At 63.1% G+C, this 23537-nt stretch carries 20 protein-coding genes; 7 read left to right on the top strand and 13 right to left on the bottom strand.

From position 1 onward, the window contains the following. Positions 1-7: 7 nt before the first annotated feature. From ACV4UY_RS09555 to ACV4UY_RS09535, 5 genes are all read right to left on the bottom strand, one after another. The gene (locus ACV4UY_RS09555; RefSeq protein WP_491607372.1) at positions 8-628 is read right to left on the bottom strand and encodes an AAA family ATPase; all 621 of its coding nucleotides are present in this window, start codon (positions 626-628) and stop codon (positions 8-10) included. Positions 629-754: 126 nt separating this feature from the next. After that, positions 755-1360 (bottom strand): protein-methionine-sulfoxide reductase heme-binding subunit MsrQ, encoded by a 606-nt coding sequence (msrQ, locus tag ACV4UY_RS09550; RefSeq protein ID WP_491607371.1) that lies wholly within the window; start codon positions 1358-1360, stop codon positions 755-757. A 329-nt stretch (positions 1361-1689) separates the two neighbouring features. After that, on the bottom strand, positions 1690-2934 hold the full coding sequence (locus ACV4UY_RS09545; RefSeq protein ID WP_491607370.1) for an MFS transporter: 1245 nt from the start codon (positions 2932-2934) through the stop codon (positions 1690-1692). Between the two features lie 29 nt (positions 2935-2963). Further along, positions 2964-3911, bottom strand: a complete 948-nt coding sequence (msrP, locus tag ACV4UY_RS09540; RefSeq protein WP_491607369.1) for a protein-methionine-sulfoxide reductase catalytic subunit MsrP — start codon at positions 3909-3911, stop codon at positions 2964-2966. 206 nt (positions 3912-4117) lie between these two features. After that, the gene (locus ACV4UY_RS09535; RefSeq protein ID WP_491607368.1) at positions 4118-7393 is read right to left on the bottom strand and encodes an ATP-binding protein; all 3276 of its coding nucleotides are present in this window, start codon (positions 7391-7393) and stop codon (positions 4118-4120) included. Between the two features lie 472 nt (positions 7394-7865). Between ACV4UY_RS09535 and ACV4UY_RS09530 the strand changes: the two genes are divergently transcribed. The 5 genes from ACV4UY_RS09530 (at position 7866) to ACV4UY_RS09510 (ending at position 13159) form a co-directional block, all read left to right on the top strand. Continuing rightward, positions 7866-8975 carry a polysaccharide deacetylase family protein gene (locus ACV4UY_RS09530; RefSeq protein WP_491607367.1) on the top strand — a complete coding sequence of 370 codons (1110 nt, stop codon included), beginning with the start codon at positions 7866-7868 and terminating at the stop codon, positions 8973-8975. Positions 8976-9096: 121 nt separating this feature from the next. Beyond that, complete coding sequence (locus tag ACV4UY_RS09525) at positions 9097-9498, top strand: DUF4189 domain-containing protein (protein ID WP_491607366.1); 402 nt, start codon at positions 9097-9099, stop codon at positions 9496-9498. A 592-nt stretch (positions 9499-10090) separates the two neighbouring features. Then, positions 10091-10765 (top strand): DUF2461 domain-containing protein, encoded by a 675-nt coding sequence (locus ACV4UY_RS09520; protein ID WP_491607365.1) that lies wholly within the window; start codon positions 10091-10093, stop codon positions 10763-10765. 151 nt (positions 10766-10916) lie between these two features. After that, positions 10917-11486: a peptide-methionine (S)-S-oxide reductase MsrA gene (gene msrA / locus ACV4UY_RS09515; RefSeq protein ID WP_491607375.1), complete on the top strand. Its 570-nt coding sequence runs from the start codon at positions 10917-10919 to the stop codon at positions 11484-11486. After that, positions 11483-13159 (top strand): nitroreductase, encoded by a 1677-nt coding sequence (locus ACV4UY_RS09510; RefSeq protein ID WP_491607364.1) that lies wholly within the window; start codon positions 11483-11485, stop codon positions 13157-13159. The genes msrA and ACV4UY_RS09510 overlap by 4 nt, the downstream gene beginning before the upstream one ends. Positions 13160-13252: 93 nt before the next feature. Here ACV4UY_RS09510 and ACV4UY_RS09505 read toward each other — a convergent pair whose 3' ends face one another. Further along, entirely contained in the window at positions 13253-14170 is a 918-nt protein-coding gene (locus ACV4UY_RS09505) for a LysR family transcriptional regulator (protein WP_491607363.1), read from the bottom strand. Between the two features lie 327 nt (positions 14171-14497). Continuing rightward, a complete protein-coding gene (locus ACV4UY_RS09500; protein WP_491607362.1) occupies positions 14498-15097 on the bottom strand; it encodes a transglycosylase SLT domain-containing protein in 600 nt (199 codons plus the stop codon). Between the two features lie 378 nt (positions 15098-15475). Between ACV4UY_RS09500 and ACV4UY_RS09495 the strand changes: the two genes are divergently transcribed. Then, complete coding sequence (locus ACV4UY_RS09495) at positions 15476-16495, top strand: efflux RND transporter periplasmic adaptor subunit (RefSeq protein ID WP_491607361.1); 1020 nt, start codon at positions 15476-15478, stop codon at positions 16493-16495. Positions 16496-16574: 79 nt separating this feature from the next. Then, positions 16575-19652, top strand: a complete 3078-nt coding sequence (locus tag ACV4UY_RS09490; RefSeq protein ID WP_491607360.1) for an efflux RND transporter permease subunit — start codon at positions 16575-16577, stop codon at positions 19650-19652. A 79-nt stretch (positions 19653-19731) separates the two neighbouring features. Here ACV4UY_RS09490 and ACV4UY_RS09485 read toward each other — a convergent pair whose 3' ends face one another. The 6 genes from ACV4UY_RS09485 to ACV4UY_RS09460 all read right to left on the bottom strand — a co-directional run. Next, a complete protein-coding gene (locus ACV4UY_RS09485; protein ID WP_491607359.1) occupies positions 19732-20211 on the bottom strand; it encodes a tetratricopeptide repeat protein in 480 nt (159 codons plus the stop codon). Between the two features lie 55 nt (positions 20212-20266). Next, on the bottom strand, positions 20267-20812 hold the full coding sequence (locus tag ACV4UY_RS09480) for a phosphoribosyltransferase (protein WP_491607358.1): 546 nt from the start codon (positions 20810-20812) through the stop codon (positions 20267-20269). A 23-nt stretch (positions 20813-20835) separates the two neighbouring features. Next, complete coding sequence (accC, locus tag ACV4UY_RS09475; RefSeq protein WP_491607374.1) at positions 20836-22179, bottom strand: acetyl-CoA carboxylase biotin carboxylase subunit; 1344 nt, start codon at positions 22177-22179, stop codon at positions 20836-20838. 9 nt (positions 22180-22188) lie between these two features. Next, a complete protein-coding gene (gene accB / locus ACV4UY_RS09470; protein WP_491607357.1) occupies positions 22189-22683 on the bottom strand; it encodes an acetyl-CoA carboxylase biotin carboxyl carrier protein in 495 nt (164 codons plus the stop codon). A gap of 14 nt (positions 22684-22697) precedes the next feature. After that, the gene (gene aroQ / locus ACV4UY_RS09465) at positions 22698-23171 is read right to left on the bottom strand and encodes a type II 3-dehydroquinate dehydratase (protein WP_491607356.1); all 474 of its coding nucleotides are present in this window, start codon (positions 23169-23171) and stop codon (positions 22698-22700) included. Continuing rightward, positions 23168-23537: hypothetical protein (locus tag ACV4UY_RS09460; RefSeq protein WP_491607355.1), on the bottom strand; the 370-nt coding region annotated here is incomplete at its 5' end. The genes ACV4UY_RS09460 and aroQ, both read right to left, overlap by 4 nt.

The raw sequence follows: 23537 nt of genomic DNA, 5'->3' as shown, positions 1-23537 counted from the left end.
AATGTAGCTAACGGAAATAATCTAAAACTCCATGTCCCGCTGAACCAACACACAATTCTGGACAAAGCGTTGGTTTCTGTTGCCCCAGTCTGGTCAAAGCCAACCAATCCTCGGGCAGCGCTTGCACCGCATCCACGATTCCAATGCCCACATCGCTCTCGACATGAAACCGATCCCCATCGGCCCGATAGGCTCGTGTGAAGACCGTTCTGGCTTGATCGTTCGGAAAGGCATACAGCCACTCCTGTACCACCCTCTGCCGATCCACCTCGAAGCCATACTGATAGCGCACCCGATTGACCACAAAGATCATCTCGAATTGACCGGGTTGGGTTCTGGCTTGGGGGTCAAGCAGGAAAGTCTCTTCAAAAAGCGGGGCATCCGCCTCTTTGCGATTGGAATTCAACACCAAATGGCGCATGAAATGGGCGGCGCGGATCAGGTTGCTTTTGCCCGAGGCGTTGGGACCATACACCACGGCGGTGCGCAGCAGACGGCGCGGCTGCTGTGTGAGCCCGGATGGAAATGCATTCTCCCTCAGTCGCGAGATCTGACGGACTGGCGAAAGGTCCAGCACGATCGGATCGTGGATCGAACGAAAATTCGCGACGGTAAACTCGATCAGCATCTGGACATTCAACCTGGTTGGTGAAGAATTGCGGAGATTTTTCGGCCACCGCCAAAAAAAAACCGCGTGCAATCTTTCTGCAAACCTTAACCCATGGGCCTGCAAAAATAAAGCCGTCGCGCCTTCTCAAACGGAAGCCCGCACCCGCGCCACCAGCCGCCAGCCCAACAGCAGCGCCAGGAGGGCGGCGTGGACGAGAGGCAGCCGGGTGTCGGCCTTGACCATCCAAAAATGGTGCGCCACCGCGAGCAGGGATGCCGGGTAAATAAGGTGGTGCAGACGCGACCAATACCGTCCCAACCGGATCATCCACCCGCGCGTCGAGGTGATCGCCAACGGCACCAGCAGCACCCACGCCACGAAACCCAAGGTGATGTACGGACGCTTCATCAGATCCTTCCAGATCGGCGCCCACGCCAGGCCGTGGTCCAGCACCGCGTACACCGCCAGATGGAGCACGGCATAAAAAAAGGCGCTCAGGCCAAAAGCACGCCGCCAGCGGATCACCCCGCCACAACCCGGCAGACGCCGCGCCGGGGTCACCGCCAAAGTCGCCAGCAACCACCACAGCGACCAATCCCCGCAAAACCGCATCACCGTCTCCACCGGATTGACGCCCGGCCCGACAACCAGGAACCGTCCGCTCAGCCACACCAGCGGCAACAGGCCGAGCATCCAGGTGAGTCGGGGGAACAAACGGGGTTGGCGACCATGCGTGCGGGATGTAGTCATGTCGCGTCATGTAGCAACGAGGGATGGCGGTTAGGGCAAGTACGCCGTGGTTGTTGCCAAACACCGGCAACAACCACGGCGTAAAGGCGGCGCGCGCTGCGCCCCTTTTCGCAAAAATCGCGAAAAGGGGCTGATCGTGAAAAGCGCGCGAAAGGCAAAATTAAAGGAAAAAGGACAAGGCAAAGAAAGTAAAACAATCAAAATCAAAAACAAAGTCCCAAGGGCTTTGCCCTTGGATCCCACCGGGGGCGGTAACCGCCCCCCGCCCCCCGTGACGACTAAACAACACGCCCACCTCCCGTCATGACCGGGACCGATCCCCTCCCCCGCTACGCCGCCAACGACAACCGATCCACCTTGCGCAACTCCGGAAACAACCGCGCCCACAACCCGGTCACCACCAACGCCCCCACACCCCCAAACACCGCCGAACCCACCACCCCCAGATACCGGGCCGCCATGCCGCTCTCGAACTCCCCCAACTCGTTGGAAGCACTGATAAAAAGACCTGAAACCGCCGACACCCGCCCGCGCATGGAATCCGGGGTCAAAATCTGCACCAGATTCTGCCGCACGAATACCGATACCGAATCCGTCGCACCGATGCACATCAACGCCAACATCGACACCCACACCTCCCGCGAACAGGCAAACCACAACGTCGCCAACCCATACGCAGCCACACCCCCCAACATCCACACCCCGATGTGACGCCGGATCGGATGCCACGCCAACCACAACGTCATCCCGCCGCCACCCAGACCCACCATGGTGCGCAACATTCCCAACCCCTCGGGTCCGATCTCCAGGATATCGCGCGCATAGGCCGGCAACAACGCGGTGACCCCACCCAACAACACCGCGAACAGATCAAGAGAGATCGCCCCCAACACGACCCGACTGCCCCGCAAATGAACCAACCCCTCGCGGATCATCACCAGGCGCGATCCGTCGCCATTCCGGGGTTGCTCGTCGATGACCATGGCAAGCAGTCGCAACATGGCCCCCAAAGAGAGCAGATAAAGTCCCAACGCGGTCGAACAGGCCAGGGTGGGCGAAAACGCACACAACACCCCGCCCAGCCACGGACCCAGAATAATACCACCCTGCACCCCGAAGGTGTTCCAGGCGATGGCGTTCGGCAGGATCTCCCGAGGGATCAACGCCGGAGTCAACGCCATGCGCGCCGGCATCTCGAAAGCACGCGCCGCCCCGAACAGACCAGCCAGAAGAAAAATCGCCGGGATCGATGCCTCGGACTGGGCAGAAACCACGGTAAACCCCACCGCGCACCCCAACTGCACCAGAGTACATCCCAGAAGAATCCGGCGCCGGTCGTGACGGTCTGCCATGGCCCCCGCCACCAGGGCCAGCAAGAACATCGGCAGAAACTGCGCCAGACCCAGCAAGCCGACCAGATACATGCTCTCGGCCTCATCGAGGGTACGGCGCGCGCTCGCGTAGACCAACCAGGCGATCGTCACACCCTGCATGAAGGTCGCGACATTGCCCAGAATCCTCCCGTACCAGAAGACTCGAAACGCGTCCTGTGAAAAAACCGACCTCGAGACCATCCAAACCCTTCCCGTCAACCGTTCCGTGGTCAAAAATTCCGTGTCAGATCCATCCCCTCGTACAGCCTGGCCACCTGCTCGCCGTAGCCGTTGAACATCAGGGTATCCTGTCGCCACAGCGTGCCGATGCGCCGCTCCTTGCTCTGATCCCAACGCGGATGCGGCACCGCCGGGTTGACATTGGCATAAAAGCCATACTCCTCAGGCGCATGGGCGTTCCAGGAGGTGACCGGCTGCTCCTCGGTGAGGGTGATGCGCACGATCGACTTGATGCTCTTGAAGCCGTATTTCCACGGCACCACCAGGCGCAACGGCGCGCCGTTCTGATTGGGCAGCCCCTTGCCGTACATGCCGACCGCCAGAATGGTCAGCGGATGCATCGCCTCGTCCAACCGCAAACCCTCCCGATAGGGCCACGCCAGGATGTCGCGGCTCTGTCCCGGCAGACGCTCCGGGTCGTGCAGGGTCTCGAAGGCGACAAAACGGGCCGAGCCGCCCGGTTCGAATCGTTTCAACAGATCGCCCAGCGAAAATCCGACCCAGGGGATCACCATCGACCACCCCTCCACGCAGCGCAGACGGTAGACCCGCTCCTCCAGGGGATGGGGTCGCAACAACTCGTCGAGCGCCACCCGTCCCGGACGCCCCACCGCGCCGTCAATCGTGACACTCCAGGGATCGACCACCAGATGATCGGCCCATTTGGCCGGATCCTCCTTGCCCAGACCCAGTTCGTAGAAATTATTGTACGTTGTCGCGGACAGAAACGGGGTCTCTTTGTCGGAAGTGGTCACCACGCCGAAACGCACGTCGGGCAGATCCTTCCCCGCCGCGGCCAGGGCGTGCCAGGGGTCCAGACCCAGCAGCGCGCCCACCCCCACGCCCGCCGCCGCGCGCATGATCTGGCGGCGTTGTCGGAACAACGCCTCCAGGGTGATTTCATCGGGATGGATCTCGGGATTCCAGCGCATCGGCATGGTGGGAGACTCCTGATTGAACTGAGCGGGCCAAGGGGGCGCATGGCGCTTCACCAAACGCACACGAGGAGGACTGCGGCGTCCACCCTGGCAAAAATTCAGAATCGCGTTTCACCAAACGCACACGGGGGAACGGGTGTTGATCCCCGCTCCCCCGTGGTGGTTGCTGCATGCCTGTCGTGTAAGGGAACGTTCGCGTCCCGGCCTCACCCCGGACCACCCGACTCGGTGCGATGCCGTTCCATCTCCTTTTCGGCGGCCTCGGCGACGGCATGCCGACCGCACAGCCGATAGAGCCGGATCGCCTCCTGGAACGCCTCTTCCGGCTCGCCGTGCTCCTGGATGCGGATGCGCGCCTCGATCATGGCGCACTGCGCCAGATCGGGCGTATCGTCGTTGACGGTGGCGATGGCGCGCGCCTCCTCCATGAGCTTGCGGGCCTTCGAAGGGGCCCCCATGGCCAGATGCAGCTCGCACAAAGTCCAGAGATTGGAGACCACCTTGCGGGTCAGATTGAGCTGCCGGTGGATGCGCAACGCCTCCTTGAGCGCCTTTTCGGCCTCGGTGAGACGGTTGAGACGGTTCAGACAGGCCCCTTTGCGCATCAGGGCAGTACCCATGCCGAAGGGATTTTCGATGCGCTGCATGATCTCGTGGGAGAGATCGAAGAATTTGAGCGCCTCCTCCAGATTGCCGATCTTCTCCTGCAAGAAGCCCAGCGACAGGTAGAGGTTGGCGGTCTGCCGCTTGTCGCCGAGTTCGGAGAAGATCTTCAAGCTCTTCTGGTTGTATTCGAGGGCCTGCTGGAGGTCCCCCTGATGTTCGAAGATCACGCCGAGATTGTTGCAGACCAACGCGATCTGCTCCTTGGCGTGGTGGGATTCGAAGATCTCCAGGGCACGTTTGGCCCGTGCCGCCGCCTCTTCGCGCTGGCCGAGACGGTTCAGGATCCAGCTTTCGTTGGTCAGCAACAGCCCCATCTCCACCGAATCCGGGAAGGCGACCAGTTCGATATGCGCCTCCTCGTAGACGGTCATGGCCTGCTGGTGGTTATCCTGTTTCTCGTGCAGCCGACCGATGCGGCGCATGTGATCGATGCGGATCAACGGATCGACGATGGTGGCGATGATCTCGCGTCGGCTCTTGATGGCCAGGGTGAATTCGCCGCACAACTCCTGGACCTCGGAGAGAGCCACCAGGGTCGTCAGGAGCGGAATGGCGGGGTTCGGCAGGTTGCGACCCAGTTCGACCGCCTTGTCGAGGGCGGCGAGGGCGGCGGTGTTGGCATAGGTCTCCTGGGCCTTCAGGCCGCTCTTGACCAGATAGAAATAGGCCCGGTCGGCGTTGTCGGCACGCAGGTGGTGTTGGGCCAGGATCTCGAAGTGGTCGTCGAGACGCGAGGCGTAGAGGGTTTCGATCTCGTTGGCCACGGCGGCGTGCAGCTCGCGCCGTTTCTTGTGGAGCGGAATCGAATAGATCGCCTCCTGGATCATGATGTTGCGAAAGCTGTATTCGATCTCCGGGAAGGATTTGGACTCGAAGATCAATCCCATCTCCACCAGTTTGGCCAGACCCGGTTCCAGGTCGGTGTTGTGGAACAGCCTCTGGAGCAGGGACAGACGGAACACCGGCCCGATGACGGCGGCGGTGAGCAGCACCTCCTTGAGGTCTGCCGGGAGTTTGTCGATGCGGGCGATGAACATCCCCTGGATCGAGGAGGGGATGGTCACCTCGTCGAGATTCTTGATGATGCGCGGCGCCTCGCCGGGGACCAGTTCCACGATCCCCTCCTCCACCAGGTTGCGCACGATCTCCTCGATGAACATCGGATTGCCGTCGCCGCGGTTGCGGATCAGGTGCAGGACCGACTCGGGCACCTCGTCGGAGTGGAGCAGCCGGCGGGTCAACTCGTCGCATTCGGCGGGGGTGAGTTGTTTGAACTGGATCTCGATGGAGAGGTCGTCAAGCTCCTTGTCGGCGATGAGGGGCAGCTTGTTGGAGGGGTGTTCCGGCTGCGGACGCATCAGCAGCAGCATCAGGATCGGCGCCTGTTTGACGCTTTCGAACAACGAGGCGATCAGCTCCACGGAGGTGGCATCGGCCAGGTGGAGATCCTCGAGGGTGAGGATGAGGGGCTTGCGCCCGGCCAGGGACTGGAGGAACCAGCCCACCGAGCGGAAGATCCCCATCTTGATCTCCTGGGCGCTCATTTTGTCGAGGGGCACGTCGAACTCGGCCCCCAATTTCAGGCCCATGGCCGCGCCGATGAACACCATGGCGCGCCGCGCATCCTCCGAGAGGGTCTCGGGTTTGAGACCGAGCAGCAGGGGCAGGTTGGTGACCAGTTTGTTGGTCATCGACTCCTCGAGATCCTCGGAATCGATGTCGAAGATCTGGCGGAACAGTTCGATGAAGACCGCGTAGCTGGTATCGCGGTTGAAGGAGCGGCAGATCCCCTCGAGCACCTGGATGCGCTCGCCCTTGAGGAACTGTTTTTTCAGTTCCTGGTGGATGCGGCTCTTGCCCACGCCCGCCGGGGAGATCAGGAAGGTGACCAACCCCTGGCCATTGGCATGGCGTTCCATGCAGGCGCGCAGGGTCTCCATTTCGCGACCGCGCCCGACCAGCGGGGTGGTCGGCTGGCCGGTATCGTTGCTCTGTTCCTGGCGGCTCTTGGCGCGCACCACTTCGTAGACGGCCACCGGATCCTTCTTGCCCTTGACCTTGATGGGGTCGTGGCGGATGAACTCGAAGTGCTGGCGGGTGAGGTTGTAGGTGTAGCCGGAGACGAAGGTTTGACCGTTCTTGGCCAGGGACTCGAGCCGGGCGGCGAGATTCACCGTGTCGCCCATGACGGTGTATTCCATTTTCTTGTCCGAGCCCACCCCACCGGCGATCACCATGCCGGAGTTGACGCCGGTATGCAGGGCGAGGGGGTTTTCGATGCGCCCCTGGAGACGGGTATTGTACTCCTCCATCTCCTTTTGCATGTCGAGGGCGGCGCGCAGGGCCAGTTCCGGATCGTTCTCGTGGGTGACCGGCGCGCCGAAGATGGCCATGATGCAGTCACCGATGAACTTGTCCACATACCCTTCGTAGCGGTGAACGATGTCGGCGAGCATTTTCATGCAGCCGTTCATGATGTTGGTGACCTCTTCCGGATCCATCTTTTCGCTCATGGCGGTGAAGCCGGAGATGTCGGCGAAGAGCACCGTGACATTCTTGCGTTCCGACTCCAGCGGCACCGGGGTGGTCTGGGAGCCACCGGCGGCGGGAACCGCACCCGGAACCATGGCCGAGGTCGGCGTTGCCACGCGATTGGTGGAGGGAGTTGGCAGACGGATGCCGCATTCGCCGCAATAGTGATCCTCCAGGGCGCGCGGGGCGCGGCAGTGGGGACAGACGGCGATCATGGGGAAACCGCAACGGGTGCAATAGTTGACACCTTGACGGTTGTCCAGTTGGCATTGGGAACAGTTCACCGTGGTATTCCTGTAGACTCAAGGCAATGATAGAAAAGAGGAAAAGAATGGACAGCCCGGAGATTCCATGGCCTCGGACTCACACCCTTCCATAGATTAGCACGTCTCCGACCCTCAAGGGAACCATCTCCTTGCATTTGGCACGCCTCGGATCTGGTCTGATCCATTTTTTTGGAAATCTCAAAAAACAACTTCTTCCCACGGGTCAGGACAGCTTGTCATCCATCGCCGGAATCGGTATGATGTTTGCTCTTTTTTCGAGTCGTCTCGGGTGCGGTTCAATCCGAATCCTCCCACGGAATCACCCAGACACGCACGATTCGAAAAAAACTCTCAACCCTTGCTTCACCCAGTGCTTCGCACGATGACTGGCCATCCTTGGCCCGCATCGGCTGTTCGGCATGGATCGAACAGCCTCATTGACACCTTCGACTCCATCCTGACTCTAATAGTGGCCCTTCGCTCGTTCACCATGCCCAATTCCCATGCCCTGACGCGAAATCTCGCGCTGTTTTGGTTTCTGATCGTCTCCGTGCTACCTCTTTCCGTGGCGCACGGCAAGAGTGAGGAGTCGAAGGCGGGCGTCAAATACGCCAACGTCTCGTTCACCCCCCGGTTTCTCTATCCGGGTGGCGAGGTGGTGATGTCCGTCGATACCCTCTCGCTCCCCGAGGAGCGGATCATGGCGCTCACCTTCGACGACGGACCGGACGAACGGGATCTGGAGGTCGCCGCGCTCCTCAAGAAACACGAAATCCCGGCAGCCTTCTTTTATATCGGGAGCAAGGTCAAGCTGTTCCCGGAGGTGGTCAAGGAGGTGCATGCGCACAAGCATGAGATCGGCTACCACTCGTTCCGCCACCAACGGGTGAGCTGGTTCTCGCCCGAAAACCTGAGCAGCGATTTCCGCCAGGGCAAAGAGGCCCTCTCCCGTCTCGGCGTGCCCCTGACCCTGTTTCGCCCCCCCTATGGCGAATTCAACGACCGGCTGGTGCATGCCGCCAAGGATCACGGCATGGAGACCGTGCTCTGGACCATCGACTCCCGCGACTGGACCGGCATCACCCCGGAGATCATGGCCAAGAACGTGATTCGTCAATTCCATCCGGGCGCGGTGCTGCTGTTCCACAGCCCGCACATCAACACCCTGCGCGCCCTGCCGGCGGTGCTGGCCGCCGCCGAGCGCGAGAACTACCGTTTCGTGTCGCTGGGCGAATGGCGTCAGACGGTTCTGACCGCCAACTGCCGCAAGGCCGGGCGCTCTCCCTGCGTGGCGGGACCGGTGGTTGCCGCGCGTCAGCCCGCCAAGAGCGTCGAGCCGCCACCCGCCACCCGCGCGGTCGAACCGGCCACCCGTCCGGCCCGCAAACCCGCCACCACCCCGCCCCCCGCCCGCGCCGCCGCGCCGGAACCGGAGTCGGAACCGGTCGAGGAGCACCCGCCCGCGGCCCTGGAGGCCGAACCCGTCGAATCGGACGAAGAGCCACCGGCCATGGCCTCGGAGATTCCTTCTTCCACCCTGACGCGGGTGGTGGAGCCGCTCTCCCCGGTACTGACTCCGATCAGCGTGGTGAGCGAATAGGATCGATCAGACACCCCGATCCATTTTTCGCCAGGCTTGGCCTGTACCCCACCCGTGGCACGTTTCACGGCTGGAGGTCCCCATCAATCTTGATACGACCGTATTCGCCAGGAGGAGCCCCATGTCCCCATCCATCGCGCAACGCTTGATTCTGTTGGTTCTTCTGTTGATCTCGGGCGATCTTCTGGCCGCCGGCGCGATCGCCATCGACGAACGGGGCCGGCGCGAATCCATGGTGACCAATTTCCCCACCCAACGTCAGGCGGACCGCGAGGCGATGCAGGCTTGCGGCCATCGCTGTCGGATCGTGGGACGCTTCTCCAACGCCTGCGCCGCGATCGGCTGGCCGAAACACGGTGGGGCCTGGGTCTGGAGCGATGGTTTCCGCAGCAAGAACGCCGCCGTCAACGCCGTGGCACGCCGCTGCCGCCAGGCCACCGGCGGCCACGCCTGCCGAGTCCAGGCCCAGTGCGACGGCGCATCCGGTCACGCCCCATCCCACCACCGCCACGGGTATCGGTGATTTCAAACGCCGGTGGTGTCCACATCAACCTAACCACGCTCCCATCCGTCCGTGATCGAAAGAATGATGCGTGACACAGAGGTTTGAATATTGCACCCTGTGGATGCCAGGATACCCAATGGGAATGGAAAATGGGAACCCCGAACACCGATCATGGCTGCTGGCCTCACTGACCCTGTATGGACGGTTCATGAGTGGATTTCATTTCCATCTTGACCGGCCAGGTTAACGCAAAGCACCGCCCGCTTGCCGATCCAGACCGCATTTGATACCTATCGCCCCATGAACACCTCGGAGAAAATTCTCGATGCCATGGGTCGCAACCCGTTGGATTGACGCATCGACCAACTCCAAACGGTGGCCCGGCAGCATGGGACCGCCTGCCGACACAACATCGTTGTCAAAGGTGAGGGGGGCTCCCCCCATCACGTTACACGCGGGCGCGACGCGAGGGGGTGCGTCTCAACGCCCTGGTGACCGCCCTCCAGGCCGAAGGGATCGGGCGTTCCGAAGGGAGCCAGACCGGCAAGCATTCCCGATTCGGGCAAGACCATACCGATCCCCCCCTGCCGGCAACCAAGGAGTCGCCACCATGACCACCGGTTTTACCCCGAACACGCTCCGTTTTCTCGTTGATCTGCGCGAGAACAACACCAAAACCTGGTTCACCGAACATCGGGAGAGGTTCGATCGGCATGTATTGAACCCCATGGCCGAGCTGGTGGGAGAGCTGGGACCGGCCATGCTCGACATCGATCCGGATTTCGAAACCCGTCCCTTGGTCGGCAAGACCATAGCCCGCATCCATCGGGATACCCGCTTCTCCCGCGACAAATCCCCCTACCGGACCAACCTGTGGTTCTCCTTCAAGCGCCCTTTCAAAACCTGGCAGGAGAACCCGGCCTTCTTCTTCGATCTGGGCATCGAGCAGTGTCATTACGGCATGGGGTTCTACGCCGCCTCCCGCGCCACCATGGACCATTTACGCGCCAGGATCGACGACACCCCGGAGGCGTTCCTGGAGGCGACCGCCCCGGCACGGGGACAAACCCGTTTCTCCCTGGCGGGCGAGATGTACAAAAAATCCCTCAACCCGAAACTCCCCCCGGAACTGGCCGACTGGTATCAACGCAAGACCCTCTACTTCATGCGCCGGGAACCGGTGGGCGCCGATCACTTCGGTCCCGGATTCGCCGACCGGCTGCGGGAGGATTTCGCCACCCTGGCACCGCTTTATCATCTCTTCTGGTCGCTACGCGACAGGTAGGAAACAAAGTCGCGCGCAGACGCCCTCGCCCGGCTCGACGGCTGTCTGGCGGGGTGATGTTGGGGCGTCTGTCGCCTGAAGCGCGAACCAAACCGCGCTGCGGAGTGTCAAAAAAACAGTGCAACGACTCCTTCCTCCCGCGTCAGAGGTCATCATGCCCGCATCCACCCTGCATGCCGTCCTGAACACTCCCCTCGAGCCCCCCTATCCGGAAGGATCTCAAACGGCCACCTTCGGCCTGGGCTGCTTCTGGGGCGCGGAACGACGTTTCTGGCAACAGCCGGGGGTCATCACCACCGCCGTGGGCTATGCCGGCGGCCAGACCCCCGATCCCACCTACCACCAGGTCTGCACCGGTCTGACCGGCCATGCCGAGGTGGTCCTGGTCGTCTTCGATCCGACCCGCGTCGGCTACGAGGCGCTCCTGGGCCTCTTCTGGGAGAGCCACGATCCGACCCAGGGGATGCGTCAGGGCAACGACATCGGCACCCAATACCGTTCCGTGATCCATGCCCACTCCGACGCACAACGCCAGATGGCCCTCGCCTCCCGTGATCGCTTCCAAACCCGGCTCACCCAGGCCGGATTCGGTCCGATCACCACCGAAATCCTCCCCGCGCCCCCGTTTCATTTCGCCGAGGCATACCATCAACAGTACCTGGCCAAGAATCCGCGCGGCTACTGTGGACTGGCTGGCACCGGGGTGAGGTGCGCATCATGAAAAGCGACGACGCCACCCCAGGCGAAACGGTCCTGGCCTATCACCACCACTCCAAGCACCAGCCGGACCGCCATGCCCCAGGTCCGGGCCACCTCGACTGGGCCAACCAACCCGATCCGTTCCGTACCCACGCCGGCGCGCCGCGGATCCAGCTTCCCCTCGTGGCCGACCGCCTCACCCCCAGCTTCGACGACCTTTACGCCCCACCGGGACGGATCCCGGTGGCCGCAGTGCATCTGGCCTCCGTGGCTGCCCTGTTGGAGCTGTCCCTGGGGCTCTCCGCCTGGAAAGTCCACGGAGAGACCCGCTGGGCGCTGCGCTGCAACCCCTCCAGCGGCAACCTTCACCCCACCGAGGGGTATGTGATCCTCCCCGATCTCCCCCCGGAAGGGAGCACCCCGCGCATCGAGGCCGGGGTCTATCACTACGTCAGCCGCGACCATCGGCTCGAGCAGCGCCGCGCCATCGCCAGCGACGAACGGGCAGACTGGAACGCCCGGTTCCCGCCGGGAAGCCTGCTCATCGGCCTGACCTCGATCCCGTGGCGCGAGACGTGGAAATACGGAGATCGGGCCTTTCGCTACGTGCAACTCGACACCGGCCACGCGATATCCGCCTTCCGACATGCGGCGGCCACCCTCGGCTGGCGGGCACGGCTCCTGACCGCGCCCGCCACGCACGACGTGGCGCGCCTACTCGGCGCGCTCACCAGCGGGGTGAATTTTGGTGACGACGGCACGACCCCTGAAGCCGAGGAGGCCGAACGGCTGCTCCTGGTCGAACCGGCCAACGCACCCTGGCGTCCGCTGGGCGCGGAGGTGGTTGCCCTGGCCGATCTGGCGGCGCGGGGTCCGTGGCTCGGTCTGCCCAATCGTCTGAGCCGCCGCCATGGCCATCACTGGCCACGGGTCGAAGCCATGGCTGCGGCGACCCTGCAACCCCGCCTTCCCGAGCCACCTCCCTGGACGCCTCTCCTGGAGACTCCCTTGCCGGCGGACGCAGCGTCCAAGGGGGCGGCCTCCCTGATCCGGCAACGACGCAGCGCACAACGGTTCGATCCCTCCGCCACCCTCCCGGCATCGGCCTTGTGGCGTCTGCTCGACGCCACCCTGCCGCGTGCCGGTCTGGCCCCCTGGGATGCCATCCCCTGGGCACCCCGGATCTTTCCGGTCTGCATGCTCCATCGAGTCAGCGGGATCGAGGCCGGATTGTACATCCTGGTACGGGATCCGCAGCGCCTGGATGGGCTCAAGGACGCGCTCGGGGAGGAGTTGGCATGGTCAGCGGTCACCGGAGCGCCGGACCATCTGCCCTTGTACCGGTTGCGAAGCGAACCCCTGGAAGAGACGGCCTATTGGATCTCCTGCCAGCAGGAGATCGCCTCGGACGGGGTGTTGACGTTGGGAATGCTCGGGGAATTTCCGGAAGGGTTGTCATCCGAACCCTGGCTCTATCGACAGCTCTACCAGGAGGCCGGGATGGTGGGACAGACCCTCTATCTGGAGGCCGAGGCCGCCGGCATGCGCGGCACGGGCCTTGGCTGTTTTCTGGACGATTGGTTTCACCAGACCATCGGATTGCGCTCGGCCCGTTTCCAGAGTCTGTATCACTTCACCCTGGGACGCCCGATCGTTGACAGCCGTCTGCGCACCGAAGCGCCGTATGGGGTGTGAGGGGGGCGGACGCCCCCGGCAAGGCGGGATCGGGGGAACGTGACGAACGCCGTCCCGGTTCCCCCGATCTTGATCCATTCGAAAACAGGCGGATCACCCCTCTTCGGGCAACTCCAGAATCGACTTGACCTGCTCGCGCAACCAGATGTTGGGCGGACTCTTTTCGGTGCGCGGATGCCAGGCGATGGCCATGCGCAACGCCGGGGTGCTCACCGGAACCGGCGCGACGCGCAAATGGAGGGGCTTGGCGACGCGTTTGGCCACCCGGTCCGGCAACACCGCGATCAGGTCGCTCTGCGCCACCATGAAGGGGATGTTCCCCAGCGAGTAGAGCCGCGCCTTGATGCTCCGCGACCGTCCCATGTTGGCCAGGGCCTCGTCCACCACGGTGCTGGTCATGCCACGCGGATAGAAATGGATATGATCCGCGGCCAAGAACGACTCCAGGGTCAGCTTGCCATCCGGAATCAACGGATGATCCTGACGGAAGATGCAGACGAACTGCATCTGGAACACCCGATGCAGCAGGATATTCGGCGGAACCCACTGGAAACGGCTGAACACCAGATCCGCCGCGCCGCTTTCCAACACCGTGCGCTCGTCCTCGCCACCGATATCCACCAACTCCAGGGCCACGCCCGGAGCCTTCTTGCGCAACAACTCCACCAACGGAGCCAACAACAGAACCGAGGCATAATCCACCATGCCGATACGGAACAGGTGCTGCGCGTGAATCGGATCGAACCGCTCCTGATTCAACGCCTGCCGCACCTCCTTGAGTGCCCGCTCCACCGGTCCGGCCAGTTCCAGGGCGCGTGCCGTCGGCTCCATGCGCAGTCCGATCTTGACGAACAGCGGATCATCGAAGATGTCGCGCAAGCGTCGCAACGTATTGCTCATGGCGGCCTGTGTGATGCCCAAACGTCGTCCCGCGCGCGTCACTCCCCGCTCGGTCATCAACACATCGAAGGCCACCAGGAGATTCAGATCGAACCGAACCAAATCATGCATGGGTTTACCCTTCCTGTCCGTCGTGAATACGACAGATTCCGAAAATAAATTTACCCTGGATACCGATCGTACGATCATTCATGGTATGAGCGAATGCAATCGGAGAAACGTATTTCGCTCATCCATTCTGATCAGATGGCGCCAGGCGACTTTGTCACCCAGCGTTGTCGCGAGCCGGCCCGGTTCGCGTCTCCCCCCTCTGAGACCCTGATCCTGGCCGGCTCGTTTTTTGTTTTCGTCCTTCCCGCTCCCACCAGGCCGCCCTCGATTCCCCTCCGCCCTGGCGTGTGCATGCCGATCATTTCCCTGGCAAGACAACACAAGACATCAGAAGAACCACCCACCCTTGCCCTTCGACTCCGCTTCCGGTCGGCAACGCAGCAGCTGCTGGCGATACTTCTCGGCGTTCTTCTCGACGCGGCGCGCGGTATCCAGAAGCCACCCCTTGCTCGCGAAGGTGCGCCGGTTGTAGCCCTGCTGCCCCTCGTGATAGGCCAGATACTGGGCGCGAACGTCATCCTTGGCGATGCCGCACTTGCGATGGCTTTGATCCACGTACCAGCCGACGAAATCCACGGCATCGGCGAAGTTGTCCCGATTCGCGTTGCGGGCACCGGTATTTTTCTTGTAGTTCTCCCAGGTCGAATCCAGGGCCTGGGCATAGCCGAAGGCCGTGGACTGGCCACCCGGCACGAACCAGAAGAGTTTGGAACGGGGTGGACGGGCATTGTGGCGAAATCCGGACTCCTGATGGATGATCGCCAGCTGCACATGAATCGGCGCGCCCCATTTTTTCGCCACTTTGCGGGTTTCGTCGTACCACCCGTTCCGATCCTCGAAAATGGCGCAGGCGTCGTTGACTTTCTTGAGCGGACGCGGCGCGGGCGGGGTACTGGCGCAACCGGCCAGCAGACCACAAACGATCATGCCCCCCATCAGACGCGCACCGGATCCGAAGCGTCCCCCTCCCACGTTTGACGACCCCACCCTCAACCGAAGCTGTTTTAAGTTACCGTGGAACTCCCGCCAGGGCGGTCCATGGTCGGGGTGCGGGGGCTCTCCCCCCATTACGCAAGTTTGCAAGCAAGCCATTACATAGGAAACGCAAAGTCATTATATGCTAGCCATTGCTTGCAAGAATGCGAACAAACACCACTTTTTATGGCACAAACGCGAAAAAAACGCAACAGTCCATGGTGAACAATTATCAATAAACCAGGTATTGATCCGCTCGGCATAACCTCCTAAACTGCCGGATGCCACGCTTGAAATCGCCCGCTTCACGAAAACGAGGATGCTCGAGTCATGAAACGCCCACTGCCGGGTTGGTTGTTCATCCTGTTCTGTCTGCCACTCTCCTCCCAGGCCGACGAACCGCTCCAGGTCACCACCAAACCCCTGGAAGCGGTGCTGATCCACCCCCGCGAGGAGGCGCCCGCCGAAGCGCGCGCACTGCTGGATGGCTTGATCACCGCCCAGGTTGGCGCGACCGTCGTCGAACTGCCGGTACAGGTGGGCGATACGGTCAAGAGCGGCGATCTGGTGGTGCGTCTGGATCCCTGGGCCTACCGGCTGGCGGAACGTCGCGCCGCGGCTGAACTGGATGGGCTGCGCGCCCGTCTGGAGACCGCCCGCAAACGCGCCGAACGGGCCCGGCAGTTGCACGCGCAGAAACAGGCCTCCGAAGAACGGGTGGAGCAGAGCGAAAGCGAGGTCAAGGAGCTGGCCGCCCAGGCGCGTGCCGTGGAGGTCTCCATGGAGGATGCGCGCACCCGCGCCGAAAAGTGTCTGGTCAAGGCTCCCTTCGACGGGGTGGTCGTGCAGCGTCAGGCCAGAGTGGGGATGGATGCCGCTCTCGGCACGCCGTTGGCGCAACTGGTGGACCATCGTCAGGTGGAACTCTCCGCGACCATCGCCTCCGGACGCATCGACAGCCTGACCCGCGCCCCATCCTGGCACTTCTCCCACGAAGGGCGCGACTATCCGGTGAAGCTGCGCGTGGTGGTGCCGGTGGCCGATCCCGCCAGCCGCGCCAGGGAGGCCCGTCTGCTCTTCACGGGTGATCGACCGGTGCCCGGCGCCGCCGGTCGCCTGGTCTGGTCGGATGCCAGACACCATTTTCCACCCTGGCTGCTGGTACGCCGCGACGCCACCCTGGGATTCTTTCTCGCCCAGGGGGACAAGGCGGCGTTCCAGCCGCTTCCCCACGCCCTGGAAGGCCATCCGGCCCTGCTCGATCCCCTCCCGGAAGGGACGGTGGTGATCTCCGGACGCGAATCCCTCACCCACGGCGCGGCGATCCAGCCCGTTCCGGCACCACCCTGAACCCGGCCCCCATACCCCAGTTGACGCGCGTGGCCCGACCACGATCCGACACCCTTGCAACCCATGAGCCCCCTCACCCATGATGCGCACCTTTCTCGGCAATCACGTCCTGGCCAATGTCGCCTTCGTCCTGGTGCTGGTGCTCGGACTGCTCGCCTACGGCCAGCTGCCCCGGCAACAGGATCCGGACATGAGCTTCAACTGGATCAGCCTCGTCACCATCCTGCCGGGGGCCTCTGCCGAGGATGTGGAAAAACTGGTCACCGACCCCCTGGAAGAGGCGCTGCAAAAGATTCCGGACATCCGCTTCGTCATGTCGAGCAGCAGCGATGCCACCTCCAGCATCCTGATCCGCTTCCAGGAGATGGATGACCACACCTTCGACAAACGGGTCACCGATCTGCGCCGCGAAATCAACCACAAACAACGGGAACTCCCCACCGAGGCCGAGGATCCGGTGATCCTGGAGATCACCAGCGCCAACGGCTGGCCCACGGTCATGGCCGTGGTCACCGGCGAAGCCGATGACGAAACCCTGCGCCAGCAGGCGCGCCGGGTCCAAAAGGATCTGGAGCGGATTCCGGGGGTCGATCAGGTGATGCCCCTCGGGCTGCGCGACCCGGAACTCCAGGTGCGCTTCGATCCGTTCCATCTGGCCCTGCTCGGCGTGGACCCCACCCAGCTGGCCGGCACCATCACCGCGCGCTTCCGGGATCTGGCCGGCGGGGCCGTGGCCATGGGCGAAGGCAATCGCATGCTGCGCTATCAGGGAACCACCCCGGATCCCGCAGAACTGGCCACCTGGCCGGTCACGGGCCGCGAGGGGGAGTTGCAGCTCAACCGTCTCGCCGAGGTGGTCCGGGATCGCAAGAAGGCCGACCGCATGGTGCGCTATCAGGGCAAGCCGGCGATTTTCCTCTCCGTCACCAAACGGCCCGGGGTCAACTCCCTCGATCTGACCAACCACATCAAGGCGTACCTGGAAAGTCGCCAGACGCTGAAAGACCAAACCGGCGTCCAGACCCTGCTCGCCGACGATCAGACCGCCATGGTCAAGAATGCCCTCTCCATCATGGAGAGCAACGCCCTCATGGGGCTGATCCTGGTTTTCCTGTCCACCTGGCTCTTTCTCGGTCTGCGCATCTCGCTGCTGGTGAGCCTCGGCATCCCCTTCGCCCTGTCCGGCACCTTCATCATCCTGCATGCCCTCGGCCAGACCATGAACGTCATGGCGCTCCTCGGGGTGGTGATCGCCCTGGGCATGCTGGTCGATGACGCCGTGGTGGTGGTGGAGTCGATCTCCCTGCGCCTGGCCAAAGGGCTCCGCGTCATGGATGCCGCCATCGAGGGGCTCCGCGAAGTCTGGATCCCGGTCGCCTCCTCGTCGCTCACCACCATGGCCGCCTTCCTGCCCCTGATGCTCCTGCCCGGCATCCTCGGCAAGTTCATGAAGATCATCCCCATGGTGGTCTCCCTGGCGATGGTCCTCAGTCTGGTCGAGGCTTTCTGGATGCTCCCCGCCCATGTGGCGGCCATGAACTGGAAACACGACCGTCCGCCCACCCGCATGGAGCTGTGGCGCGCCCGCCTCATGCACCGCATCCGCATCCTCTACGTGCGGCTGTTGATTCCCGTGCTGCGCCGCCCCAAACTCTCCATGGGAACCGCCTTCCTGGGCCTGGCCCTCTCGATCGGCGTGGTGGCATCCGGCATGATCCGGGTCGATTTCTTCGCCATGGATCCCATGCCGCTCTTCTACGTCAACCTCAAGATGCCCGCCGGCTCCTCGCTGGAGAGGACCATGGCCACCACCCTGGAGGCCGAACGACGGGTGCGCGCCGGACTCAAACCCGAGGAGACCCGCACCGTGGTCCCCTACGCCGGGCAGATGATGACCGATACCGAACCCTTTTTCGGCGACCGTTTCGGACAGATCCTGGTGAGCCTGACACCCGACGCCCAAAAGCGCCGCTCGGTGCGCGAGATCATCGACGGCATGCGCGCCTCGGTCCTGGCCACGCCGGGACCGGACAACATCACCTTTCTGCCCATGTCGGGCGGACCGCCGGTCACCAAGCCGATCAGCGTCAAGGTGCGCGGCGATGACTACACCCAACTGCGCGAGGCGAGCGCCGCGATCAAGAAGATCCTGGCCGACATGCCGGAGGTGAGCGACATCACCGACAACTTCGCCTTCGGCAGCCACGAACTGGTGCTGCGTCCGGATGCCGACGCCCTGCGCCGCGCCGGGGTGGATGCCGCGCTGGTGGCGCGTTTGACCCGTCTGTTGGCCGATGGCGAGATCGCCGCCTCTTTCCAGCACCAGGGGGAGCAGGTCAAGGTGCGGGTGATGGCCAAGCCCACCAGACCGCACGGGGTCGAGGAGATCCTCAACCTGCCGGTCGCCCTGCCCAACGGCACCTCGACCACCCTCGACACCCTCACCCGCCACGAAACCCGTCAGGGGGTGGATACCATCCACCACTACAATTTCCGCCGCGCCATCACCATCGAGGCGGAACTCGACCGCACCCGCATGGATGTGGTCACCGCGAACCATCACCTCAAGAAGGAGTGGGCCAGGCTCCACGCCCGCTTTCCCGGCGTGGATCTCGACTTCTCCGGCATCCTGGACGACATCCAGGAGTCGATGGATGCCATCGCGTGGCTGTTCTTGATGGGATTCGGCCTGCTGTATCTGATCCTCGGCACCCAGTTCAACAGCTACTTCCAGCCGCTGTTGATCCTGACCACCGTGATCCTGGCCTTTGTCGGGGTGGTGTGCGGCTTGCTGATCACCGGCCATCCGCTAAGTCTCTACACCCTCTACGGGGTGGTGGCCCTTTCGGGGATCGCGGTGAACGCGGCCATCGTGCTGATCGCCGCGGCCAACGACCGCCGCCGCGAGGGGATGGGCCCCCTGCACGCCATGATCTATGCCGCCCGACGCCGCGTGGTGCCGATCCTCATCACCACCATCACCACCATCGTCGGACTGCTCTCCCTGGCCATGGGACTGGGTGGGAAATCCCTGCTGTGGGGACCGGTGGCCACGTCGATCGTGTGGGGACTGGGTTTCTCCACCCTGTTGACGCTGTTTCTGATTCCGCTGCTCTATCTGGTGTTCAACCACCGGAAAAAGAGACGGGCTTCGTGACGGGCCGGCGGCGCGTGACCGGGCCGGCGAGCGCCAACCACGCGGCGATCACCGCCCCCAGTCACGCGGGGCCTTCAGGTCACTCGGGGATCTCGTTCATGCCGGGAAACTTGTTGGCCCACTGCCGGGTCAACTCCTGAGCCTTCTGGATCTGCTCGGGTTTCAATTTTCGCCCGATCGCATCGCGCTTGGCCGCTGCGGTCTCGTCGCCATTCAGGGCCGCCAGATTGTAAAAGGCATAGGCCTGCACGGCATTCTTGCCAATGGCGCGGCGTCCACCCACGCCCTGTTCATACATCAAGGCCAGTTTGCTCTGCGCTTCCGGAAGCCCCTGCTCCGCGGCCTTCTGGAACCAATCGCGCGCCAATTCCAAATTGAAACGAACCACTTCGCCCTTGCGGTACATCTCGCCCAGGGCCAATTGAGACTCGGCAATGCCCAGCTCGGCGCCAAACCGGGCCATCCAGAAATCGAGTTTCGTCTCGGCATACGCGGCGGGATACGGCACGGTGTGGAGCAAAAAGACGACCATCACAGAAAAAAGATGCTTTTTCCGCATGTTGGCCTCAATCCATCCGCCATGGGAACGACGTTGCAACCATGCGACATCCCGCTCAGACCAGATCGGGGGTCGGCTTCCACCAGGTGTAGACGCAAGGAAGACCGCGGAACCGTTGATGCTCATCCATGCCATAACCGACCAGTCGCAGGTCGGGCACCTCGTAACCGAGAAAATCCAGCGGCAAGGGTTCGGGATCGAGCACGGTCTTGTGCAGCAACACGGCAACGCGGATCGAGGCTGGTTGACACGCATCGGTCAACCAGCGGTGCAACCGCTTCAGGCTGTCGCCGCTGTCCAGGAGGATATCCACCAGGATCAGGTCACGCCCGCGCAAGAACTCCTGATCCTCGACGGTCATGACGATGCGCTCCTCCTGGGAGCGGGTGTGGGCGAAAACCACCGGAATGGGTCTGGAGAGGTGACGCAGCAGGTCGCTGGCAAACAGGAACGCCCCCTTGAGCACCACCACCATCACCGGTTCCCGGTCGGTCGCCACGGAAGCGATCACCTCGCGGTTGATCCGTTCGGCCATGTCGGCGACCGCCTGCTGGATCTGTTCGGCATCCAGCATGACGGTCATGTGATCCAATGCCTTCATCGCGCACCCCCTCCCCTGACCGATCAGCCATCCCGCTTGAGAAAGCGGCTCAAAAAATTCAGATCATAACGACCGCGCACGAAGGCGCTGTCGCGCAGGATGCGCTGATGCAACGGCAAGGTGGTCTTGACCCCGCCGATCACATACTCATCCAGGGCGCGGCGCATGCGCGCCACCGCCTCGGTGCGATCCGAACCGTGCACCACCAGCTTGGCGATCAGGGAGTCGTAGTAGGGCGGGATCCGATAGCCGGAGTAGGCCGCCGAGTCCACCCGCACCCCACCACCACCCGGCGGGTGGTATTCGGTGATCAGGCCAGGGGATGGGATGAACCGTTCCGGATCCTCGGCGTTGATGCGACACTCGATGGCGTGGCCGGTGAAACGGACCTGCTCCTGGGTGATGGCCAAAGGCAGCCCGGCGGCGACACGGATCTGCTCCTTGACCAGATCCAGACCGGTGACGTACTCGGTGACCGGGTGTTCGACCTGGATGCGGGTGTTGACCTCGATGAAGTGGTATTTCCCCTCGGATTGCAGGAACTCGAAGGTGCCGGCCCCGGTGTAGCCCACCGCCAGGGCAGCCTTGGTGGCCAGACGCCCGAGATGTTCGCGCTCCTCCGGGGTGACCATCGGCGAGGGGGACTCTTCGAGGAGTTTTTGATGGCGGCGCTGCAACGAGCAGTCGCGTTCGCCGAGATGGATCGCGTGGCCATGTTTGTCGGCCAGGATCTGGATCTCGACATGGCGCGGGTTTTTCAGGAACTTCTCGATGTAAACCTCGTCGTTCTTGAAGAACTGCTGCGCCTCGGTGCGGGCCACGGTGTAGCTGTTGATCAGGGCGGCCTCGGTGTGGACCACCTTCATGCCGCGACCACCCCCGCCGCCGGCGGCCTTGATGATCACCGGAAAGCCGATCTCACGAGCCACCTTGACCGCGGTCTCCTCGTTGGGAATCGCCGAGGAGGAGCCCTGCACCACCGGAACGCCGGACTCGATCATCGCCTGACGGGCGCGCACCTTGTCGCCGAGCAGCCGGATCACCTCTGGTTCCGGACCGATGAAGGTGAGCCCCGAAGCCTGGATGATCTCCGCGAAGGCGGCGTTCTCGGAGAGAAAGCCGTAACCCGGATGGATCGCCTGGGTATCGGTGATCTCGGCGGCGGCCATGATCGCCGCCACGTTGAGATAGGAGTCCTGCGAGGGGGGCGGACCGATGCAGACCGATTCGTCGGCCAGTTTCACATGCATGGCCTCGGCATCCGCGGAGGAGTGGACCGCCACGGTCTGGATGCCAAGCTCCTTGCAGGCACGATGAACCCGCAGGGCGATTTCGCCGCGATTGGCGATCAGGATTTTGTTGAACATGGGCATGGGTCAGCTCGGCTCGACCAGAAACATCTCTTCCCCGTATTCGACCGGAGTGGCGTTCTCCTTGATGATGCTCACCACCCGGCCATTCACCTCGGATTCGATCTCGTTCATGAGTTTCATGGCTTCGATGATGCACACCACCTGACCCTTTTTCACCACATCGCCCAGTTTCACGAAGGGGGCGGATTCGGGCGAGGCGGATTTGTAGAAGGTGCCCACCATCGGCGCGGTGATGGCCACCGTGGTCTCCTTGCCGTCGTCCTGGGAAGAGGAGGGCATGAAGGGGGACGGCGGCGGCAGGGCGACCGCCGGCACCGCCATCGGCACCGGTCGGCTCATCGGGGGCGGCGCAAGCGGTTGCGGCATGACGGGCGCCGTCTGGGCGGTGGCGCGGGTGATGCGCAGCGAACGCCCCTCCTCCTTGATCTCCACTTCGGCCACGTCCGTGTCGGACAGAAAGCGGATGAATTGTCGAATGTCTCTCAGATCAAAAGCCATATGACCTTCCTCAACTAAGGGTTTCCATGCGCCGCGCGCGCGGCAAGGCGTCCAGCCCCGGCATCCAGGGCAAACAGATAACCATCCGCCCCCAATCCCGCGATCACCCCTTCGGCGATGTCGCTCACGTAGGAGTGATGCCGGAAGGGTTCCCGGCGGTGGATGTTGCTCAGATGCACCTCGATCACCGGAATGTTCACGGCGAGCAGGGCATCGCGAATCGCCACCGAGGTGTGGGTATACGCCGCCGGATTGATGATGATCCAATCGACGACATTCAGCGCGGCCTGAATGCGCTCCACCAGTTCGCCCTCGTGGTTGGACTGGAAAAAATCGATTTCGACTCCCAGACTCGCGGCTTTTCCGCGACAGGCGCGCTCGATGTCCGCCAGGGTCAGGGAACCGTAGATTCCCGGCTCCCGCAACCCCAGCATGTTCAGATTGGGACCGTTGAGCACCAGGAAGCGTTTTTTCACCAAGGTATTCATGCTGCCAGCCGTGCCTGCCACGCCTCCAGACACGAGGCGATCCGTTCCACCCGCGGATCCCGGATGGGCGCGACATCCGCACGCTCATCCGACGACGCCCGCACCATCCCCTCCCCTTCGGGGGCCTCCGAACGCCCGACGGCACAGCCGCCGCGCACCCCTTGCAACCACCCTTCCAGACGAAGCACCGCCCCGTTTTCTCTCAACGGTTCGTCCGTTTCCCTGGGCAGGGGTTCCGTTTCTTGTGCCGCCGCTTCCGGTTCGTTCGCCTGGGCCGCTTCCGGCTCCTCCGGCTCCACGACCGGCTCTTCCGCCTGGGCCGCTTCCGGCTCCTCCGGCTCCACGACCGGCTCTTCCGCCTGGGCC

The organism is Candidatus Magnetaquiglobus sp. (assembly GCF_058402785.1).
The sequence above is the reverse complement of the archived record's forward strand: the minus strand, read 5'-3'. Positions and strand labels throughout refer to the sequence as shown.

Excerpts from the sequence above, each read along its gene's own strand:
- ACV4UY_RS09555 (WP_491607372.1), bottom strand. The coding sequence starts at position 628 with ATGCTGATCGAGTTTACCGTCGCGAATTTTCGTTCGATCCACGATCCG.
- msrQ (WP_491607371.1), bottom strand. The coding sequence starts at position 1,360 with ATGACTACATCCCGCACGCATGGTCGCCAACCCCGTTTGTTCCCCCGA.
- ACV4UY_RS09545 (WP_491607370.1), bottom strand. The coding sequence starts at position 2,934 with ATGGTCTCGAGGTCGGTTTTTTCACAGGACGCGTTTCGAGTCTTCTGG.
- msrP (WP_491607369.1), bottom strand. The coding sequence starts at position 3,911 with ATGCCGATGCGCTGGAATCCCGAGATCCATCCCGATGAAATCACCCTG.
- ACV4UY_RS09530 (WP_491607367.1), top strand. The coding sequence starts at position 7,866 with ATGCCCAATTCCCATGCCCTGACGCGAAATCTCGCGCTGTTTTGGTTT.
- ACV4UY_RS09525 (WP_491607366.1), top strand. The coding sequence starts at position 9,097 with ATGTCCCCATCCATCGCGCAACGCTTGATTCTGTTGGTTCTTCTGTTG.
- ACV4UY_RS09520 (WP_491607365.1), top strand. The coding sequence starts at position 10,091 with ATGACCACCGGTTTTACCCCGAACACGCTCCGTTTTCTCGTTGATCTG.
- ACV4UY_RS09510 (WP_491607364.1), top strand. The coding sequence starts at position 11,483 with ATGAAAAGCGACGACGCCACCCCAGGCGAAACGGTCCTGGCCTATCAC.
- ACV4UY_RS09505 (WP_491607363.1), bottom strand. The coding sequence starts at position 14,170 with ATGCATGATTTGGTTCGGTTCGATCTGAATCTCCTGGTGGCCTTCGAT.
- ACV4UY_RS09500 (WP_491607362.1), bottom strand. The coding sequence starts at position 15,097 with ATGATCGTTTGTGGTCTGCTGGCCGGTTGCGCCAGTACCCCGCCCGCG.
- ACV4UY_RS09495 (WP_491607361.1), top strand. The coding sequence starts at position 15,476 with ATGAAACGCCCACTGCCGGGTTGGTTGTTCATCCTGTTCTGTCTGCCA.
- ACV4UY_RS09490 (WP_491607360.1), top strand. The coding sequence starts at position 16,575 with ATGATGCGCACCTTTCTCGGCAATCACGTCCTGGCCAATGTCGCCTTC.
- ACV4UY_RS09485 (WP_491607359.1), bottom strand. The coding sequence starts at position 20,211 with ATGCGGAAAAAGCATCTTTTTTCTGTGATGGTCGTCTTTTTGCTCCAC.
- ACV4UY_RS09480 (WP_491607358.1), bottom strand. The coding sequence starts at position 20,812 with ATGAAGGCATTGGATCACATGACCGTCATGCTGGATGCCGAACAGATC.
- accC (WP_491607374.1), bottom strand. The coding sequence starts at position 22,179 with ATGTTCAACAAAATCCTGATCGCCAATCGCGGCGAAATCGCCCTGCGG.
- accB (WP_491607357.1), bottom strand. The coding sequence starts at position 22,683 with ATGGCTTTTGATCTGAGAGACATTCGACAATTCATCCGCTTTCTGTCC.
- aroQ (WP_491607356.1), bottom strand. The coding sequence starts at position 23,171 with ATGAATACCTTGGTGAAAAAACGCTTCCTGGTGCTCAACGGTCCCAAT.